The organism is Massilia aurea (assembly GCF_040790145.1).
Taxonomy (GTDB): Bacteria; Pseudomonadota; Gammaproteobacteria; order Burkholderiales; family Burkholderiaceae_D; genus Telluria; species Telluria aurea_C.
In genome coordinates this window covers 116,732-135,510 of record NZ_JBFMMP010000005.1, presented here as the reverse complement: position 1 = coordinate 135,510, position 18,779 = coordinate 116,732, and the positions used below count along the sequence as shown (strand labels likewise).

The 18,779-nt window shown below is 63.9% G+C and carries 21 protein-coding genes; 8 read left to right on the top strand and 13 right to left on the bottom strand.

The features are described 5' to 3' along the window. Positions 1 to 92: 92 nt before the first annotated feature. The 6 genes from AB2N08_RS10270 to AB2N08_RS10245 form a co-directional block, all read right to left on the bottom strand. Complete coding sequence (locus tag AB2N08_RS10270; protein WP_367610541.1) at positions 93 to 302, bottom strand: DUF2970 domain-containing protein; 210 nt, start codon at positions 300 to 302, stop codon at positions 93 to 95. After that, positions 289 to 870 carry a cytochrome c oxidase assembly protein gene (locus tag AB2N08_RS10265; protein WP_367610540.1) on the bottom strand — a complete coding sequence of 194 codons (582 nt, stop codon included), beginning with the start codon at positions 868 to 870 and terminating at the stop codon, positions 289 to 291. The genes AB2N08_RS10270 and AB2N08_RS10265 overlap by 14 nt, the downstream gene beginning before the upstream one ends. Before the next feature lies 1 nt (position 871). Next, the gene (locus tag AB2N08_RS10260; RefSeq protein ID WP_367610539.1) at positions 872 to 979 is read right to left on the bottom strand and encodes a cytochrome oxidase small assembly protein; all 108 of its coding nucleotides are present in this window, start codon (positions 977 to 979) and stop codon (positions 872 to 874) included. 10 nt (positions 980 to 989) lie between these two features. Then, a complete protein-coding gene (ctaD, locus tag AB2N08_RS10255) occupies positions 990 to 2,612 on the bottom strand; it encodes a cytochrome c oxidase subunit I (RefSeq protein ID WP_367610538.1) in 1,623 nt (540 codons plus the stop codon). A gap of 40 nt (positions 2,613 to 2,652) precedes the next feature. Beyond that, complete coding sequence (gene coxB / locus AB2N08_RS10250; RefSeq protein ID WP_367610537.1) at positions 2,653 to 3,849, bottom strand: cytochrome c oxidase subunit II; 1,197 nt, start codon at positions 3,847 to 3,849, stop codon at positions 2,653 to 2,655. A gap of 279 nt (positions 3,850 to 4,128) precedes the next feature. Beyond that, positions 4,129 to 5,043: a methyltransferase domain-containing protein gene (locus AB2N08_RS10245; RefSeq protein WP_367610536.1), complete on the bottom strand. Its 915-nt coding sequence runs from the start codon at positions 5,041 to 5,043 to the stop codon at positions 4,129 to 4,131. A gap of 60 nt (positions 5,044 to 5,103) precedes the next feature. On the opposite strand from AB2N08_RS10245, the gene AB2N08_RS10240 reads away from it, so the two are divergent. Next, complete coding sequence (locus AB2N08_RS10240; RefSeq protein WP_367610535.1) at positions 5,104 to 5,835, top strand: ComF family protein; 732 nt, start codon at positions 5,104 to 5,106, stop codon at positions 5,833 to 5,835. A 21-nt stretch (positions 5,836 to 5,856) separates the two neighbouring features. Beyond that, positions 5,857 to 6,327: a tRNA (uridine(34)/cytosine(34)/5-carboxymethylaminomethyluridine(34)-2'-O)-methyltransferase TrmL gene (gene trmL / locus AB2N08_RS10235; RefSeq protein ID WP_367610534.1), complete on the top strand. Its 471-nt coding sequence runs from the start codon at positions 5,857 to 5,859 to the stop codon at positions 6,325 to 6,327. Between the two features lie 186 nt (positions 6,328 to 6,513). Here trmL and AB2N08_RS10230 read toward each other — a convergent pair whose 3' ends face one another. The 4 genes from AB2N08_RS10230 to AB2N08_RS10215 are packed head-to-tail and all read right to left on the bottom strand — an operon-like array spanning position 6,514 to position 10,570. Next, positions 6,514 to 7,704, bottom strand: coding sequence for a GDSL-type esterase/lipase family protein (locus AB2N08_RS10230; RefSeq protein ID WP_367610533.1), 1,191 nt, complete (start codon positions 7,702 to 7,704; stop codon positions 6,514 to 6,516). Positions 7,705 to 7,718: 14 nt separating this feature from the next. Beyond that, positions 7,719 to 8,888 (bottom strand): aminotransferase class V-fold PLP-dependent enzyme, encoded by a 1,170-nt coding sequence (locus AB2N08_RS10225; protein WP_367610532.1) that lies wholly within the window; start codon positions 8,886 to 8,888, stop codon positions 7,719 to 7,721. A gap of 5 nt (positions 8,889 to 8,893) precedes the next feature. Next, on the bottom strand, positions 8,894 to 9,367 hold the full coding sequence (locus AB2N08_RS10220) for an adenylyltransferase/cytidyltransferase family protein (protein WP_367610531.1): 474 nt from the start codon (positions 9,365 to 9,367) through the stop codon (positions 8,894 to 8,896). A 12-nt stretch (positions 9,368 to 9,379) separates the two neighbouring features. Further along, positions 9,380 to 10,570: a PilT/PilU family type 4a pilus ATPase gene (locus tag AB2N08_RS10215; RefSeq protein WP_367610530.1), complete on the bottom strand. Its 1,191-nt coding sequence runs from the start codon at positions 10,568 to 10,570 to the stop codon at positions 9,380 to 9,382. 146 nt (positions 10,571 to 10,716) lie between these two features. Between AB2N08_RS10215 and AB2N08_RS10210 the strand changes: the two genes are divergently transcribed. Then, positions 10,717 to 11,664 (top strand): hydrogen peroxide-inducible genes activator, encoded by a 948-nt coding sequence (locus AB2N08_RS10210; RefSeq protein ID WP_367610529.1) that lies wholly within the window; start codon positions 10,717 to 10,719, stop codon positions 11,662 to 11,664. On the opposite strand, the gene AB2N08_RS10205 is transcribed toward AB2N08_RS10210, so the two are convergent. Continuing rightward, a complete protein-coding gene (locus AB2N08_RS10205) occupies positions 11,642 to 13,339 on the bottom strand; it encodes a mechanosensitive ion channel family protein (RefSeq protein ID WP_367610528.1) in 1,698 nt (565 codons plus the stop codon). The two genes, AB2N08_RS10210 and AB2N08_RS10205, sit on opposite strands and share 23 nt — an antisense overlap. A gap of 365 nt (positions 13,340 to 13,704) precedes the next feature. On the opposite strand from AB2N08_RS10205, the gene AB2N08_RS10200 reads away from it, so the two are divergent. Further along, a complete protein-coding gene (locus AB2N08_RS10200; protein ID WP_367610527.1) occupies positions 13,705 to 14,508 on the top strand; it encodes a rhomboid family intramembrane serine protease in 804 nt (267 codons plus the stop codon). Here the strand turns inward: AB2N08_RS10200 and AB2N08_RS10195 are convergent. Beyond that, complete coding sequence (locus AB2N08_RS10195) at positions 14,499 to 15,071, bottom strand: PEP-CTERM sorting domain-containing protein (RefSeq protein ID WP_367610526.1); 573 nt, start codon at positions 15,069 to 15,071, stop codon at positions 14,499 to 14,501. The genes AB2N08_RS10200 and AB2N08_RS10195 overlap by 10 nt on opposite strands. A gap of 31 nt (positions 15,072 to 15,102) precedes the next feature. Then, positions 15,103 to 16,605 carry a PhoX family protein gene (locus tag AB2N08_RS10190; RefSeq protein WP_367610525.1) on the bottom strand — a complete coding sequence of 501 codons (1,503 nt, stop codon included), beginning with the start codon at positions 16,603 to 16,605 and terminating at the stop codon, positions 15,103 to 15,105. A gap of 204 nt (positions 16,606 to 16,809) precedes the next feature. On the opposite strand from AB2N08_RS10190, the gene ubiA reads away from it, so the two are divergent. The 4 genes from ubiA (at position 16,810) to AB2N08_RS10170 (ending at position 18,722) form a co-directional block, all read left to right on the top strand. Then, a complete protein-coding gene (gene ubiA, locus AB2N08_RS10185; RefSeq protein WP_367610524.1) occupies positions 16,810 to 17,664 on the top strand; it encodes a 4-hydroxybenzoate octaprenyltransferase in 855 nt (284 codons plus the stop codon). A gap of 66 nt (positions 17,665 to 17,730) precedes the next feature. Beyond that, positions 17,731 to 18,051 carry a DUF883 family protein gene (locus AB2N08_RS10180; RefSeq protein WP_367610523.1) on the top strand — a complete coding sequence of 107 codons (321 nt, stop codon included), beginning with the start codon at positions 17,731 to 17,733 and terminating at the stop codon, positions 18,049 to 18,051. Between the two features lies 1 nt (position 18,052). Then, positions 18,053 to 18,436, top strand: a complete 384-nt coding sequence (locus AB2N08_RS10175; RefSeq protein WP_367610522.1) for a phage holin family protein — start codon at positions 18,053 to 18,055, stop codon at positions 18,434 to 18,436. Beyond that, a complete protein-coding gene (locus tag AB2N08_RS10170; protein ID WP_367610521.1) occupies positions 18,420 to 18,722 on the top strand; it encodes a hypothetical protein in 303 nt (100 codons plus the stop codon). Before AB2N08_RS10175 ends, AB2N08_RS10170 begins: the two co-directional genes overlap by 17 nt. Positions 18,723 to 18,779 lie beyond the last annotated feature (57 nt).

The following is an 18,779-nucleotide window of genomic DNA, read 5'->3' as shown; positions in this document are numbered from 1 at the left end:
TGGTGGTACGCGTGCAAGCTTGGGTTCCCGCCTCCGCGGGAACGACGTGCAGGGGGCGCAAGCCTTGATCGACGCCACCTCGATTCATCCTGCTAAGACACCGCGAAACTCACTGCCACCATGATCAGGCCGATGAACACCGCGCCCCCGATCAAGCCGGCGACGATCACGTAGACCGGATTGAGACTGGCCGCATCGTTCTCGTAATCGGCGCGCTTGCGCACCCCGAAGAACGACCACAGTACCGCCTTCATGGTGGCCAAAAAACTTCCTTTGCGCAGGTAGGGTTTATCCGGTTCCATCGCCTGCTTTCGGCCCCGCCGCGGCCTTGAACGCCCCGCCGATTTCAAAGAACGTGTACGACAGCGTGATGTTCTTTACTTCGCGCGGCAATTTGGGGTCGATGAAGAACACCACCGGCATCTGGCGCGCTTCATTCGCGGCAAGCGTCTGCTCCTGGAAACAGAAGCACTCCACCTTCATGAAATGCGGCGTGGCCGATTGCGGCGCATAACTGGGAATCGCCTGCGCTTTCACCGCCCTGCCCTGCGTGTTGACCACCTCGTACATGACGGTGGCCAGTTCGCCCGGATGCACGTCGATGCTGCGCGTGGTCGGCCGGAAGCGCCACGGGCCTTGCGAATTGCCATCGAGCTCGATGGTGATCGTGCGCGACTTGTCCACCTGGGTATTGGTCGGCGCCGCGACAAAACCATCCTTCTGCGTGAGCACATTGATGCCCAGGACTTCGCAAATCTGCCGGTACACGGGCACCAGCGCGTAACCGAAGCCGAACATCATGATCGCCACCACCACCAGCTTGCCAAGGGTGCGGCGGTTCAGGCGCAGCAGTTTGACGCTGGTGGCCATATCAGCGCAATAGCGTGAACTTGACGAACACGCTGATGAAGAAGAATAGCGCCAGGCCGGCCAGCCACAGCGCGGTTCTCAGGTTATTGGGTTTGCGCGGCTGCGTCATGTCGTTCACCTTATTTCACCAGCGGCGGCGTTTCGAAGGTGTGGAACGGCGCCGGGCTCGGCACGGTCCACTCCAGGCCCTCGGCGCCTTCCCACGGTTTCGCGGGCGCCTTGACGCCGCCGCGGATCGTCGGCAGCACCACCGCGAACAGGAAGTACACCTGGCTGAACCCGAACCCGAACGCGCCAATGGAGACGATCATATTGAAGTCGGTGAACTGCACTGCGTAATCGGCATAGCGGCGCGGCATGCCGGCCAGGCCCAAAAAGTGCATCGGGAAGAACGTGACGTTGAAGGTGATGAGCGAGAGCCAGAAGTGGATCTTGCCGCGTGTTTCGGGATACATATGCCCGGTCCACTTCGGCGCCCAGTAATAGAAGCCGGCGAACAGCGCGAACAGCGAGCCGGCCACCAGCACGTAATGGAAGTGGGCAACCACGTAATACGTGTCGTGCACCTGGATGTCGATCGGCGTCACCGCCAGGATCAGGCCGGTGAAGCCGCCGATGGTGAACACAAAGATGAAGCCGACCGCAAACAGCATCGGCGTCTCGAACGTCATCGAGCCCTTCCACATGGTGGCGACCCAGTTGAACACCTTCACGCCGGTGGGCACGGAAATGAGCATCGTCGCGTACATGAAGAACAGCTGCGACGTCACCGGCATGCCGGTGGTGAACATGTGGTGGGCCCAGACGACGAACGACAGGATGGCGATCGACGCCGTGGCGTAGACCATCGACGCGTAACCAAACAACGGCTTGCGCGCAAATGCCGGAATGATCTGCGAGACGATGCCGAATGCCGGCAGAATCATGATGTAGACCTCGGGATGGCCGAAGAACCAGAAGATGTGCTGGTACATCACCGGATCGCCCCCGCCGGCGGCGTTGAAGAACGAGGTGCCGAAGTGGCGGTCGGTCAGCGTCATGGTGATGGCCCCGGCCAGCACCGGCATCACGGCGATGAGCAAATATGCGGTGATCAGCCAGGTCCAGCAGAACATCGGCATCTTCATCAACGTCATGCCGGGCGCGCGCATATTGAGGATGGTGACGATGATGTTGATCGACCCCATGATCGACGAGGCGCCCATGATGTGCATCGCGAAAATCGCCATATCCATGCCCAGGCCCATCTGCGTCGACAGCGGCGCGTACAGCGTCCAGCCGGCTGCGGTGGCGCCGCCAGGCACCAAAAATGACGTTGCAAGCAAAAGCGCGGCCGGCGGCAGCAGCCAGAACGAGAAGTTGTTCATGCGCGCAAAGGCCATGTCCGACGCCCCGACCTGCAGCGGCAGCATCCAGTTGGCGAAGCCCACAAAGGCCGGCATGATCGCGCCGAACACCATGATCAGGCCGTGCATGGTCGTGAGCTGGTTGAAGAATTGCGGCTCGGTGAACTGCAGGCCCGGCTGGAACAGCTCGGCGCGGATCATCAGCGCCAGCACGCCGCCCGAGAGCAGCATGATGAACGAGAACCACAGGTACAGGCTGCCGATGTCCTTGTGGTTGGTGGCGTACACCCAGCGGCGCCAGCCGTGCGGATGTTCATGGTGTTCATCGTGCGCGTGGCCGTGCTCATTGCCCTGCTCATTGCCGTGCCCGGTGTGGTCGATCGTCGTGGTGCTCATGGCGTTACCCCTGACTCTGTGCGTGCGTTATTTGCGTGCGTTATTTGCGTGCGGCCAACACTTCGGCCGGCTGGACGATATTTTCCGCAGCCTTGTTCGACCAGGAATTGCGGGTATAGGTGATCACGGCGGCGATCTCGGTGTCGGACAATTGCGGCCAGGGCGGCATCGCGGTCGGGAACCTGCCGCTCTTCTGGCCGTGCAGCAGGATGTCGATCTGGTGCGCCTTGTTGCCCAGGACATTCGGCGAGCCGTCCAGCGCCGCGAACGCCGCCGGGATGCCCTTGCCATTGACCTGGTGGCAGGCCACGCAGTTGGCGGTGTACACCGCTTCGCCACGGGTTTTCAGTTCGTCGATGGTCCAGACCTTGGTCGGATCGTCGGCCAGCGCGGCCATTTCTTTCTTCTTGCCCGCGACCCAGGCCGTGTAGTCGGCATCGGACACCACGCGCACCACGATCGGCATGAACGCATGGTCCTTGCCGCACAGCTCGACGCAGTTCCCGCGATACACGCCGATCTGTTCGGCCCTGAACCAGCCGTCGCGCACGAAGCCGGGAATCGCATCCTGCTTGATCGCGAACGCCGGCACCGTCCAGGCGTGGATCACGTCGTTGGCGGTGAACACCATGCGGATTTTCTTGTTGACCGGGACCACCATCTCGTTATCGACTTCGAGCAGGTAATTGGCGGTGCGCGCCTCGGTCGGCGCCACGCCGGGCGCGCCGATCTGCGAGCGCGGCGTGGCCAGGTTCGACAGGAACGCAATGCCCTCGCCCTCGCCTTTCAGGTAATCGTAGCCCCACTTCCACTGCATGCCAGTGGCCTTGATGGTCAGGTCGGCATTCGAGGTGTCCTTCATGGCCACGACGGTCTTGGTGGCCGGCAGCGCCATGCCGATGACGATCAGGAACGGCACGATCGTCCAGGCGATTTCAACGGCGGTGGATTCGTGGAAGGTGGCCGGCTTGTGGCCGAGCGATTTGCGGTGCTTGAAGACCGAATAGAACATCACGCCGAACACGGCCACGAAGATGACCAGGCAGACGATCATCATCCAGGTATGCAGGCCGTAGATGTCGGCGCCCACGGCGGTAACCGGGGCCTGCATATTGAGCTGGTGTTCCAGAGGCCGGCCGGTCAGTTGCGGCGCCTGCTGCTGGGCCCACGCCGGCGCGGCGCCGGCAAGTGCGGCGCAGCCGTACAGCACGGCCAGAAGTCGCGTTGCATATGTCATGTATGTCCCCAACCACCCAAAAAATAAGAATTATTTTTAAACGGTCAGCCATTCCACGAACGAACGACGCCGCTCCGTGCTGGCCGCAGAGAACCGATGCCGGGCCGGGCATCTCTGCGACTGCTGCAATTCTTTTTCTGTTTCGCGTTTCTCGATGCCGCTTTTTTAAGCGATTCTATCGGTCAGACGTAAAAAATAGCAATTGATTATATCTAAAGCACTAATTTTTATTCAAGGAATATCGGGGGGCCGGCAATCGCGCCATGCACATTGCCTGGCTTACGGCTTCCTCGGCTGGAAGCGGACGATCGATTCGCCGGCGGTCGTCGTGCGCGGCGCCGGGCGAAACGCGTGGCCGTAGATCACTTCGAACGTGAGACCCAGCTTGCCATCGGGCAGGCGCTGCGCCTCGAGCGCATCGAGCATTCGCCCCCAGGCCGCACGCCCGATCAGCCCACGGCGGCGCGATTCAAGTGGGTTGCCGCCCAGCGCCCGCACGTCGCGCAGCAGTGCCTGGGGCGTGTCGTAGGTGACCGTGATGCGCTCCATGTCCATCACCGGCGTCGAAAAACCCGCTTCAACCAGTTGGTCGCCAAAATCGTGCATGTCGACGAACGGCAGCGTGTGCGGGTACGTGTCCAGCGCCGCGAATGCCGTGCGCAATTCGGTGAACGTGTCGGGGCCGAAGCTGGAAAACATCAGCAGACCTTCAACGCGCAGCACGCGGCGCCATTCCGCGAACACACGGTCGGGCAGCGGATGCCAGTGCAGCGCCAGGTTCGACCACAGCAAGTCGACCGAGTTCGGCCCCAGAGGCAGGTTGCCATAGTCACCGCACAGGATGTCGACGCCCGCCTTGGCCGGCATCAGCCGGCTCAGTAATTGATTGAGCGAGCCCGAGGCGCCCGGCTTTTTCGCCGCGCGCGCCATGGCCCCGGCGCCGTCCAGGCCGAGGATCTGGGCCGATGGATACGTCTTTTGCAGCAGCGCCAGGTCGCCGCCGGGGCCGCAGCCGGCATCGAGCACCTGCTTCGGGATGATCTTCACCAGGCTCAGGCGTTCATGCATGCGCGCGGCGATTTCGCGGCGCAGGAAATCCGACGAGACAATGCGTTCGGGCCGCGCAAACAGGTTGCGCACACGCGACAAGTCGATAGGAGCGCTCAGCTTGGACGGGGATTGAGGAGATGCCATGGGATCGAGTGCGTGATGAGATAATGTGGTCAGTTTAACCGTTTGTGGGACGCCGAGCCGATGCTGGACCTTCGCCCGCTGCCGACGCGCATCTTGCAGTCCCTGCTGGGTGCGCTGCTGCCGTCCTGCTGCGCGCTGTGCGGCGGCCATGCACAGGCGGCGGTGTGCGCCGATTGCGAACGGGCGTATGTGTTGCAAACGCCGCGCTGCCCCTGCTGCGCCAACCCCACCGGCGCGCTCGACAGCATGCGCCATTGCGGCGCCTGCCTTGCGCATGCACCGGGTTTTGATGCCACCTGGGTCGCCTGCGATTACGCGGCGCCGCTCGACGGCCTGGTGCTGCAGCTGAAATTCGGCGCGCAACTGGCGCTGGCGCCGTGGATGGCGCGCGTGCTGCAAACGGTCATCGCGCAAGACGCGTCGGCCTTGCCCGACGTGCTGTGCCCGGTGCCGCTGGGGCCGACGCGCCTGATCGAGCGCGGCTACAACCAGGCGCTGGAAGTCGCGCGCCCGCTGGCCCGTGCGCTCGGTCTGCCGGTGGCGCCGCAACTACTGGAGCGGCTGCGCGACACGGCGCCGCAATCGGGCGCCGCGCCGGGCGAACGGCGCAAGAATGTGCGCGGCGCGTTTGGCGTGGATAGTACGTTCGACGTACGTGGCCGACATATCGGCGTGGTCGACGATGTCATGTCGAGCGGCCACACCTTGGAAGAAATTGCCGCAGTATTGAAACAGGCGGGCGCCGCGCGCGTGACGAACATCGTCTTCGCGCGCACCCCGCCACATGCATGAGCATCATCAAGGAGAAGCACGTTGTTCCACGTCGTCCTGGTCGAACCAGAAATCCCGCCGAATACCGGCAATGTGATCCGTTTATGCGCCAACGCCGGCGTGCAACTGCACCTGATCGAGCCGCTTGGCTTTCCGCTGGACGACGCCAAGATGCGCCGCGCCGGGCTCGATTACCACGACTACGCCACGATGAAGGTGCACAAGAACTGGGATGCCTTTCTGGCAAACACCCAGCCCGACCCGGCGCGCATGTTCGCGCTGACCACGCACGGCTCGGCGCCTTTTGCGAACGCCAGTTTCCAGCCGGGCGACGTGTTCGTGTTCGGGCCGGAATCGCGCGGGCTCGCTCCCGCCCTGCGCGAGACCTTCCCGCCAGCGCAGCGCATCCGCCTGCCGATGCGGCCCGATAACCGCAGCCTGAACCTGTCGAATACGGTGGCCGTCGTTGTCTACGAAGCCTGGCGCCAGAACGGTTACGCCGGCGGCGCCTGATAGCAAGAACAGCGAGTGTCAGGTCTGACATTCAGACACGGCCTCGACTGCTGAACACCGAGTGTCAGGTCTGACATTCAGACACGGCCTCGACTGCTCGAATGGATATACGCGGCAGACCGGCCCAGAAACCGCAGCCATGCCGATAACAAAAAACAGGCTGACCGTAGAGCTTGTGTCCGAATGTCAGACCTGACACCGGCTGTTATTCGGCGTTGTTGCGGCAAAAAAACTATCGACAAATGCATGCGCTTGAAACCGCTCGCCAATCAACCGGTGCGTCGCCGCATCGGGATGCAATCCATCCGGCAACGGCAGCCGCGCATTGTCGTCCGCGCCATACAACGCGCGGCCGTCCAGGTAATAAATATTCGGATCCGCCCCCGCCCGCTGCGCGACGATCTTCTGCAATTGCTCACGAATGACGCCCAGCGTGAGCTTGCCCTGGCGGCGCTCGGCATCATTGCCCATCGCCCGAAACAGCAGCCTGCCCTGCTCCATCGCCTTGCCATCGAACATGGTCGGCCCCGCCGTCGTTTCATGGATCGGGCACCACGTCGGCGAGATCACCAGCAATGGGGTCGTTCGATGCCGCCCTTCGCGGATCGTGTCGAGAAAACCGTGCACCGCCGGACCAAACGCCCGCACGCGCATCAGATCCGTGTTCACCAGGTTGATGCCCAGCTTCAGGCTGATCAGGTCGGCCGGCAGATCGCGGATCGTGCGCGCCGTGAACGGGTCGAGCAACGCATTGCCGCCAAAGCCCAGATTGAGCAGATCGACGCCGGCCAGGCTGGCTGCCACCGCAGGCCAGATGCCGGTCGGATGGACCGCGTTCGAGCCCTGGCTGATCGAGCTGCCGTGATGCAGCCAGCGGCGCTGTCCGGTCGCCGCGATCGGCGCCAGCGGTGCATCCGCGCGCATGCTCACCAGCTCGGTTGTCTCGTCGTGCGGCAGCCAGATTTCAACGGTCTTGTCTCCTGCCGGCAGTTCGGAAAACCGCAGCAGTTGCGGTTCGCCCGGCCGCACGCTGGTGGCGCCGCTGAGCATGTCGATATCGAGGAGTTTGCCGCCCGGCGCGCTGGCCTGCCGGATCAGGCGCCCGTCGACGAGCAGGTCGTAGATGCCATCCGGCCGCGGCGCCATCTTGCCGTAGCGGCGCTTGGTCGGCAGTACCAGCAACTCGACGCTGGTTGCCGCCGTCCGGAACGCCACGCGCACGCCGGATGGCTGGGCCGCGGCCAGTGCCAGTTGCACATCCGGGCACTGCGCAAGCGCCCTGGCGGGCAAACGCTGCGGCAACAGGCCGGCATCGGTATGTTCGATCTCGACCGCGCCATGGATCAGGTCTGCCGGAATCGGTGACAGCGTGTGCATGGACAGCCCGGCCATCATGAACGCGCCGCTTCGCCGGTCAACACCGTCAATCCCTCCACCAGGCGATCGAGCTCATGGGGTTCGGTCGTCAGCGCCACCGTCGCCCGCACCACGCTGACATCGCCCACGGCCCGCGCCACCGTGAACACGCCAAAGCGCTCCATCAGCGCCGCCTGCACGTCGCGCGCGCTCATGCCGTCGATCGTGAACGCCGCCAGCGCCGTGTCGCCCACCAGCGGACTCATCAAGCGCAAGCCAGGCAACGCCGCCACGCGCCGCACCCAGTCATTGCGCAACCATGCCAGCCGCGCGCCCTTGGCCGCCGTGCCGCCCAGTTGCGCGTGCACGTCGAGTGCCACCGGCGCGGCCATGATGGCGCTCATCGGCGGCATGCCCGCATGCAGCCGCCCGCGAATATCGTTGGCCGGATAATCGCGGTCGCCAAAGTGCGGCTCGATCCGGTCCAGGCGCGACGCCCGGATATAGGCAAAGCCCAGCCCGGGCGGCGCGCCGATCCACTTGTGCAGATTAAAGCCCGCGAAGTCGATGCCCATCGCCTGCACATCGACGTCCAGCTGGCCCAGCGCATGCGCACTGTCGACCAGCACGTCAACGCCGCGCGCCCGCGCCAGCGCGACGATTTCGCGCACAGGCACCGACTGGCCATTGGCCGGGAACACCTGCGACAGCAGGATCAGCTTCAGACCCGGCGTATCGCGGATCGCCGTCGCATACTGTTCCAGCAGCGCGTCGCCGGATATGGGCAGGCTCAGTTGCAGTTCGGTCGGCACCACGCCGCGCCGCGCCTCCAGCCACGCCATCGCATAGCGCATCGCCGGATAATCCAGGTTGCTCCACAAGACGCCGTCACCCGGCGCCAGCCGGTGGTACTGGCCGATCAAGACCTGCATCGATTCGCTCGCGCTGCGCGTGAGCAATATCTCGTGCGGCTCGGCGTTGATCAGCTGTGCCAGCCGGGCGCACAACACCGCGCCATGCTGCACCGCGAGCTCGCCCCGCAGAAACGGGCTCAGGTGCGTATTGAGGTAATCGATCGCCTCGACCAGCGCCGCCTGCACCGGCTGCGCCATCGCGCCAAAGTAGCCGTGCTCCAGATTGACGATGCCGTCCGGCGCCTTTGGATACAGGCCGGCCAGTGCCGGCATCGCAGGAAGCGTCGCCATGCCGGTCAGCCCCTGATCCGCGCCACCAGCTTGGTGGTCGAGCGGTCATGCTCGAAATCGATCGCCACCGCGCGGCCGCCATACGCCAGCACGGCCTGCCCTTCGGGAATCTGGTCCATCACGTAGTCGCCGCCCTTGGCATAGATGTCGGGCCGGCCTTCCTGGACCACTTCGAGCGCCGTCTGTTCGTCGAATTCCACCACCAGGCTGACCGATTCCAGCGCGCCCAGCACCGCCATGCGATCGGCCAGCGTGTTGTGCGGCCGATCGTCGCCCTTGCCCAGCCGCTTGACCGAGGCGTCGGTGTTCACCGCCACCACGAGCGAGGCGCCCAGTTCGCGCGCCTGCGCCAGGTACGTCACGTGGCCGCGGTGCAGGATGTCGAACACGCCGTTGGTGAGCACCACCGGTTTCGGCAGGGCGGCAATCCGCGCAGCCAGGTCGGCGCGCGAGCAAAGTTTGTTTTCAAAAGTTGGCATGGATAATCAGGTTCAATGTTTGGGCGTTTCGTCGTCAGGCTCTTCCTCGATCGCCATCGACAACTCCGATGGCCGCGCCGCGCCGGAAGGCTGCCCGGGCTCCTTGCGCTCGCCCGACAATTTCACCTGCAGGCGCAGGCCATTGGCCGAATCGGCATTGCGGATCGCTTCGTCGTAGCTGATGAAGCCCTTGTTGTACAGCTCGAACAAGGCCTGGTCGAACGTGCACATGCCCAGCTCGCGCGACTTGTGCATGATCTCCTTGATGCTCTGGAAGTTCCCTTTCAGGATCATCTCGGCGATCGTCGGCGTGTTGAGCAGGATTTCGATGGCCGCCTTGCGCCCCTTGCCGTCCTCGGTACGCACCAGGCGCTGCGAGACGATGGCGCGCAAATTCGACGACAGATCCATCAACAGCTGGTTGCGCCGTTCTTCAGGGAAGAAGTTGATGATCCGGTCCATCGTCTGGTTGGCATTGTTCGCGTGCAGCGTGCCCAGGCACAGGTGGCCCGTTTCGGCAAAGGCAATGGCGTGCTCCATCGTTTCGGTGTCGCGGATCTCGCCGATCAGGATCACGTCGGGCGCCTGGCGCAGCGTGTTCTTCAGCGCGTTGTGCCACGACAGCGTGTCGACGCCGACTTCGCGGTGCGTGATCAGGCACTGCTTGTTCTTGTGGACATACTCCACCGGGTCTTCCACCGTGATGATGTGACCGGCCGAATTGTTGTTGCGATAGTCGATCATCGCCGCCAGCGTGGTCGACTTGCCCGAGCCCGTGCCACCCACCACCAGCACCAGGCCGCGTTTGGTCATCACGACGTCCTTGAGCACCTCGGGCAGGTCGAGCTTTTCGAAATTGGGGATCTCGGACGAGATGGTGCGCACCACCATGCCGACGCTTTGCTGCTGCACGTAGACATTCACGCGGAAGCGGCACACGTTCGGCAGCGAGATCGCAAAGTTACACTCCATCTCTTTTTCGAACTCGGCGCGCTGCCGGTCGTTCATCAGCGACATCGCGAGCGCGCGCGTGACTTCGCCGCTCAGGCGCTGCTGGCTGAGGGCTTTCATGGCGCCCTGGTATTTCATGCTCGGCGGAAAATCAGCCGAGATGAACAGGTCAGAACCGCCCTGATGATGCATCACCGTGAGCAATTTGTGGATATAGACCTGGGCTTCCGCCGGGCCAAACGTGGTGGACATGCGGGCCTTTCACAAAAGATGCATAGGCGAAGCCTATCGCGGGATTATATCGACTATCATTCTCGTTAAACTATTATTTCATGGCCCGCACCCGGCTGCCCGCTCTCCGCGAGGGGCCGGCAACGCGCCAATTCGAGACGCCTACCATGACCCTGACCGAGCTGAAATACATTGTCGCCGTCGCCCGCGCCAAACACTTCGGCCATGCGGCCGAAGCTTGTTTCGTCGCGCAACCCACCCTGTCGGTCGCCATCAAGAAGCTCGAAGACGAGCTGGGCGTGATGCTGTTCGAGCGCGGTGGCTCCGAGGTGTCCGTCACGCCGCTGGGCGCGCAGATCGTGGCCCAGGCCGAGCGCGTGCTGGAGCAGACAGCCGCGATCAAGGAACTGGCCAAGCAGAACAAGGACCCGCTGGCCGGCGCGCTGCGACTTGGCGTGATCTACACGATCGGCCCGTACCTGCTGCCCCCATTGGTTAAAAACCTGATCGACAACGTGCCGCAGATGCCGCTGGTGCTGCAAGAGAATTACACGCACAAGCTGCTGGAACTGCTGCGCCAGGGCGAACTCGACGCCGCCATCATGGCGCTGCCGCTGCCCGACCACGGCATGGCGGTGCAGCCGCTATATGACGAGCCGTTCATCGTGGCCATGCCGAAGAACCACCCATGGGCCAAACGCGCGGCCATCTCGGCCGAAGACCTGAAAAGCGAAACGATGCTGCTGCTGGGCGCCGGCCACTGCTTCCGCGACCAGGTACTTGAAGTGTGTCCGGAGATGGCACGCTTCTCGGCGCCGGGCAATGGCAATGGCATGCAGCGCACCTTCGAAGGCTCGTCGCTGGAAACGATCCGCCACATGGTCGCCAGCGGCATCGGCCTGACGGTACTGCCGCGCGCGTCGGTGACCGACCTGAGCGAATCGAACGGCTTGCTGGCGTATGTGCCGTTCACCAGGCCGACGCCCTCGCGCCGCGTGGTGATCGCCTGGCGCAAGAGCTTCACCCGCCGCGCCGCGATCGATGCGGTGATGCGCGCGGTGAGCGAATGTCAGCTGCCTGGCGTGGAAATGATCACGTTCGAGGCTGCGGCGTAGGCAATGATGCCGGCGCCGGCGGGCCGACCGGCTCGGCCTTCTCCAGGTCGACGCCCGGCTTGGCCTGCATCAGCGCGTCCATCTGCTCGGGCGAGAACATGATCGTCTGGGCCGGGAACGCCATCGTGATGCCGGCCGCTTCCAGCCTTTCGTAGATCGTCAGCAGCAGCGTTTCGCGAATCAGCACGCTGGTATCGAATTCGTGCACGTCGATGTACGAGAACACCTCGATCACAAAGGCGCGGTCGGTGAACTTGGCCAGGTTGGCGCGCGCGCCCTCGGCCAGGTTCTTCTGCTCGGCCAGCACCTGCTGGACGATGCCGATCGCTTCGCGCAGCTTGGCCGAACTCGTGCCGAAGTCCACCAGGATCGCCGGATTGAACAGGAAGCGGTCGCGCGTGGCGAAGTTCTCGATCTGGCGCGCCGACAGGTCGCCATTGGGAATCGTCACCACCGTGCGGTCGTTGGTGCGGATGCGGGTCGAGCGGATGCCCACGTCTTCTACCGTGCCCACCACGTCGCCCACCTTGATGAAGTCGCCCACCTGCATCGGGCGATCGGCGATCACGGTGACGCTGCCGACCAGGTTTTCCACCGTCTTCTGGGCGCCCAGCGCCAGTGCGATACCGCCGATACCGAGGGCCGCGATACCAGTGGTGACGTCGATGCCGAAGGTGCTCAGGATCGCGATCGCCGAGAACGCCAGCAAGATGAACTTGGCGGCGCGGCGCGCCAGCGTGATGACCGAAATGACCTGGCGCCGCTGACTGCGCTGCATGCGCGCGATCGCCAGTTCGGAGATCGCATCGACCAGCCGCAAACCGAACCAGACCAGCGCGATGACGGACACGATGCCGGTATAGCGCAGCAAGGTCTGGCGCGCCACGATCGACACCGGCAGCTGCTCGGCCCAGTTGTAAAACACGAACACGGCGATCAACAGGCTCACCGGGGGCAAGGCCGCCTCGAAGAAACGGTACAGGCCATTGGCTTCCGGATCCGGCACCAGCTTGCGCATGCAGACCACGATCAGCGCCGACAGCATCCACAGGCCGCCGAACACCAGCACGCCCAGGCCCAGCAGCAGCGCCCAGTCCTTCAGCGGTGCGCCGGCCACAACCACTTCATCGGCGACCGGCTCGGTGGCCACCGGCGCGCGCTTGGTGATTGCCGCAATCTGCGCCAGCGTCTCGCGCGAGACGCGCCACACCTGATGCTCGCCGTCCTGCCCTTTGGTGAGCAGCACCGGGATCTTCTTGTCCTGGATGACGATCTCGCCCACGCGCTCCTGTTCCACGGGCAGATCATCGTTGAACTTGCCGTTGGCATCGTTGGACAACGCAATGAATGTGTCGAGCGTGCCGCCATCGTCGAGCACGGCGTGGAACGCGCGCGCCTGGGCCACGGCGCTGGTGCGCTGGCGCGAGGTCGTTGCTGGCGGCAAGTCAAAGTACAGCGCCGTGCGATCGTAGTCGGACTCGCCGAGGGCGCCAAGCAGGCCGGACACCATCGAGCGCGGGGTCTCGCGCTTGAGCGGATCGGGGACCGCCACCTCAGCGGCAGCAGCGGGCGCCTCGGCATCCTGGCCGGCGGCAAACGCCGGTGGTTGGGTCAGTCCCAGCAGCAAGGCCAGGGACAGCGAGACCAGTAATCTCAGCGAAAAAATTCTATTCAAAACGACTCCTTACACTTGTTTGATCGCACGGCGAACGGCGCCAGTCAGACGGCAGTGACGGTGCGGTCACCACGAAGATACGGCGAGATGGCAAGCGACGGTGCGTCGCGACTTAAACGAGCGCACTCGCGTAATGGCGGCCTGCGAATACGCAGCGACCGGCATGCCGTGCCGGGGCGTAGCGCTGGCCCGGACGTGCGTTGCGGTCGGTCTCGATGGCCGGATAGTCCTGCCCGGCAAGCAAAGTCTAGCATCCGGCCGGTATGACGCCCGCACGGTTGCTGGCAGCGCCAGGGGGCGATATCGAATCGTCGGATTTTCTGAAAGGTGCTACTTTCACCAATAATTTACTATCGGTAACGAACATGCTGACAACAACCGGCAGGCGCGCGAGCCTTCTGACCTCCCCCACGCTGTGGCTCATCGTGATCAATATCGGCGCCTGGGTGTATCTCGGTCTGCAGGGCGTCGACTGGATGTCACCCAGCCCGGCCGACCTGACCGCCTGGGGCGGCAATCTTGGCCCCTATACCCTCACCGGCGACTGGCAGCGACTGGTTACGTCGATGTTCCTGCATGGCGGCGCGCTGCACCTGGGCCTGAACATGTTCATGCTGTCGCAGATCGGGCCGTTGTCCGAGGCGGTCTGGGGCCGCACCCGCTTCACGCTGCTTTATCTGCTGTCGGGCCTGTTTGGCGGGCTGGCCAGCGCCTGGTGGTATTCGAACGTGGCCGTGCGCAGCCTGGACGGCAATATGCTGCGCATGGCGCTCGGCTTTGCGCCGCACTTTGCGACCACGGTCAGCATCGGCGCGTCCGGCGCGCTGCTCGGCGCATCGGGCGCCCTGCTGGTGCATGCGCTACGCGCCGGCGACGCGTCGAAGATCGAATTGAAGGTGATCTTCCAGGTGGTCGCGCTCAATATCGGCATGGGATTCCTCATGACCGGCACCGATAACGCCGCCCACATCGGCGGCGCCCTTGCCGGGATCGCCATCGGCGCCTTGCTGATGCTGCCGGGAGAACGATGGCGGATCGACCGCAAGGTGCAGTCGGCCATCATTTTCACCGTCAGCCTGCTGCTTCTGGTTGCTCTGGTGAAGCAGCCCCCATCCGCAGCCGTCATGGCAATTGCCAAGACGCTGCGCGCCGCCGCCGATCAGCCCTGACGACGGCGCGCCACCATCAAACCGCCGAGCAGCAGCGGCAGCATCAAGGCAACCGTCGACGGTTCCGGCACTTCGGCGACGATGGAGAACGTGTCGCCGGCGCGCATGCCGGTCGTGTCGAGCAGCCAGTCGCTGCGGCCATCGACGAGCGTCGGATTACCGAACTGGAACTCGGCCGGCTCGCCATTGGCGAACGTGATCGCCGCGTTGTAGAACGAGTTGTTTACGCTGACCGCTTGCGAGAATGCCGACACACTGCCCGGCGCGGCGAAACGGATGCCCTGCAAGCCAATATTAAACTGCGGGAACGAAACGCCGCTCAGGTTGAACACCATCGCGCTCAGGCTCAACGGCCCGCCGAGATCGGCTTCCTGCAACACGAAGCTGAGCGTCGTGCCGGTGAAGTTGGCCAGCGCCAGGTCGAACGAGACGACGCCGGCATCGCTGTAATCGGTGGCGGTATTGCCAGCCGCGGCGTCCATGCTGACCAGCAGCGCCGCGTGGGCCGAGGTCGAGAACGCCAGCGCGGCGAAGGTGGCGGCAACGAATTTGGTAATGGTCATGATGAAGATCCTTGAATGAATACGGTGAGAATTACAGCGGACCCTTGGCCCACGGCCCCGAGATCGCGAACGTGATGCCTGGCGTTTGCACATTGACGAACAGGTAGCGGCCGGTCGGATCAAAGCAGGCGCCGGCGAATTCATTGCCGCGGCCGTCGCCCGCGAGCGCTGTCGACTTGCCGGCGCCAGTCAATTGCGCGCTGGTCAGGTTGATGTTGTTCTTGGCGAAGATGTACGAATCGCCCGCCCCCGTCAGGCCCATCAGGCGCTGGCCGAAACCGAAGTGGTCGGTGATGGCGCTGGACGAGTCTTCGCAGATCAGGATCGCGTTGCGCGGGCTGACCGTCAGGTTGTCGCCCATATTGCCGATCAACTGGCTCGGGCTCGAGTAGATGCACTTGAGCGTCTGGCTGGTTAGGTCGAGTTCCCAGATCGCGCCGCGATTGACCGGGCCGCCCGAGGTGTCCATCACGTACATCTTGCCTTGCGCGTACCAGATGCCTTCGCCGCGGTTCATGCGCAGCGCGCCCTTGGCCCAGCCCTGGTTGAACGGGCCGGCGGCATTGCTGATGCTCTGGCCGTTCAGGCCCACGCTGTTGCCGCGGTTGGCGTCCGGGTTGGGGATCGACACCCATTCCAGTTCATAGGTATTGTCGACGCTGGCGACGGCCAGGTTGACGTTGTCGACGCCCTTGACCTTGGCCATCTCCAGCACGCCGCCACGGGCCAGCGAGCCGACCGCGCCGGTCTTGATGTCCGGCACGTAGCGATAGAAGCCCGACTTGCCCGACGAATCCTCGGTCAGGTAGACATTGCAGTTGGTCGGATCGACGGCGGCGGCCTCGTGCGCGAAGCGACCCATGTTGACGATCGGCTGGGCGCTTGTCTGGCGCGGATCGGCCGTCACTTCGAACACATAACCGTGCTTCTTGCCGCCCGCGGTGATCGCGTCCGAGCCGATTTCTTCGCAGGTAAGCCAGGTGCCCCACGGCGTGATGCCGCCCGCGCAGTTTTGCTGGGTGCCGCCCAGGCTTGGCGTCATGCTGACCCAGTCGCCGTCACGGAACACCAGGTTGGTCGTGCCGCCGCAGGAGCGGTTGGTGGTACCGGCGTTGATTGTGCCGCCGTCATAGAAGCTGTAGGCGTTGATGAAATTGCCAGCGGCTGCACTGGTGATTTCATGATTGCGCACCAACACTTGCTCGGTGCTGCGGCCGACCTTGCGCGTGACAATCACGCCCATGCCATCGTGGCCACCCGGGCATGGCCGGCCGTCGCTCATCGTGTCGCCGCGCCAGCCATAGCTTTTATAGGTAAAGCCCGGCGGCAGTTGCAGCAGCGGCAGGCCGGTGCTCAGGTCGGCCACCGGCGCGATCGGGCCATACGGGCTGTCGACCAGTGCGGTGACGCCATTGGCGGCCATGGCTTCGCGTGCGTGCAGCGCGGCGAAGGCGCCGACGAACGGCAGCGCGCTGGCGCCGGCGATGCCCTTGAGCAGATTGCGGCGCGACGGCGACGTGTTGTGGTTGTTCATTTGTAGTTCTCCATTTTTTTAGGTCCTTGCCACCCCCGGTTCGGACCGATGCATTAAAACAAACGAACATGTCAAAGTAATGACAATAAAACGACAACTTTCAGCCGGTGCGAACGACGATGCGGTGCGCCGCGTGCCGTCGGCAAACCGGCTAGAATCGCTGTCTTTAGCTCAACAGTTCTGGCACCACGGGACGCGAACACGATGAACAAACTGGCGCTCTATTTCCGCCTGATCCGGGCCGACAAGCCGATCGGGATTTTGCTGTTGCTGTGGCCGACCCTGTGGGCGCTGTGGATGGCGGCCGGCGGCGTGCCGCCGCTTGATGTGCTGGCGATCTTCGTGATCGGCACGGCGCTGATGCGCTCCGCCGGCTGCGCCATCAACGACTACGCCGACCGCGATTTCGACCGCCACGTCAAGCGCACGGTCGACCGGCCGCTCACGAGCGGCAAGATCCGGGGCTGGGAAGCGGTGATGGTGGCGGCGGTGCTGGCGATCGTGTCATTCCTGCTGATCCTGCCGCTCAATGCGCTGACCAGGCAGTTGTCGGTGGTGGCGGTGATCGTCGCCGGCACCTACCCGTACTTCAAGCGCTTCTTCGCGATCCCGCAAGCCTACCTGGGCATCGCCTTCGGCTTCGGCATCCCGATGGCGTTTGCCGCCGTACAAGGCGCGGTGCCGGGCGTGGCCTGGTGGCTGCTGGTGGCGAATGTGTTCTGGGCGGTGGCCTACGACACCGCGTACGCGATGGTTGACCGCGACGACGACATCAAGCTGGGCATGCGCACGTCGGCGATCACGTTCGGGCGCTTCGACGTGGCCGCCATCATGCTGTGCTACGGCGTGTCGCTGGCGATCTTCTTGCTGTGCGGCTGGTCGCTGGGCCTGCGCGGGTGGTTCGTGGCCGGCGTGGCGGTGGCGGGCGCCATCGCGCTGTATCACTACACCCTGATCCGCGATCGCGACCGCATGAACTGCTTCAAAGCCTTCCGCCATAACAACTGGCTGGGAGCCGCACTGTTCATTGGTGTCGCACTAGATTATGCATTAGGTTAATATTGTCCGAAATGCATTCATTGCTGCTCAGGCAGTTTGACCGACCATCACACCAAGAGGCCCGATATGATCGAAAAAATCCCGACCCAGACCAATACTCGCGACCAGCTCGTCAGCGACCTGAAGACCGTCATCACCGACGCGGAATCGTGGCTGCGCAACGGCAGCCAGCTGACCGGCGAAGAACTGAAATCGGCCAAGGCCAAGTTCGAGCAGACCCTGGCCTCGGCCAAGGTCGGCCTGATCCACGCTGAAGAAACCGTGGTCGAGCGCACCAAGGTCGCCGCCAAGGCCACCGACGAATACGTCAAGGACAACCCATGGAAATCGGTTGGTCTGGGCGCTGCCATCGGTGTCGTCATCGGCATGCTGATCGTCCGTAAATAAGATGACGATCACCGCGACCGTCGCGAGAATCGGGTCCAACCTGCTCGCCATGCTGCGCACGCGGCTGGAGCTGGCAGCGCTCGAACTGCAGGAAGAAACGCACCGCCTGTTCGGCTACGTGGCCTGGGGCATTGCTGCCGCATTCTTCGGCGTGGTCGCGGTGCTGCTGGCAATCCTGTTCGTGCTGGTGCTGTTCTGGGACACGCACCGCCTGCTCGCCGTTGGCGGCATGACGCTGCTGTTTGCACTGGGTAGCGTGCTGGCGTTCTTCAAGGTCCGTGGCGACCTGACGAGCCGTGGCCCGATCATGGCCGCGACGCTGGCCGAACTGCGCAAGGATGCGCAAGCTGTCAAAGGAGAGCCGCTCGATGACTACCAACGTTGAACCACTGGCCGTGCGCCGCCGCTTGCTGGCCGCGCAGTGCGCCGAACAGCGCGCGCAAATGTCGGCCGACGTGACGCTGCTGCGCACGCCATCGGCAATGGGCGGCACCACGGGCTACGTGGTGCAGCACAAGAAAGCCATCCTGACTGCCGCCGGCGTGGGGCTGGGCATCCTGGTGACCAAGCCGACGTGGGTGGTCGGCGCAATCACGGCCGGGCTGTCGGTCTACAAGCTGGCGCAGAAAGTGTTGCCGGTGCTGGGGTGGCGCAAGTTCGAGGTGCATTGAACGCTGTTCGGTGTGCTGACTGACTTGGGTTCCCGCCTGCGCGGGAACGACGTATCC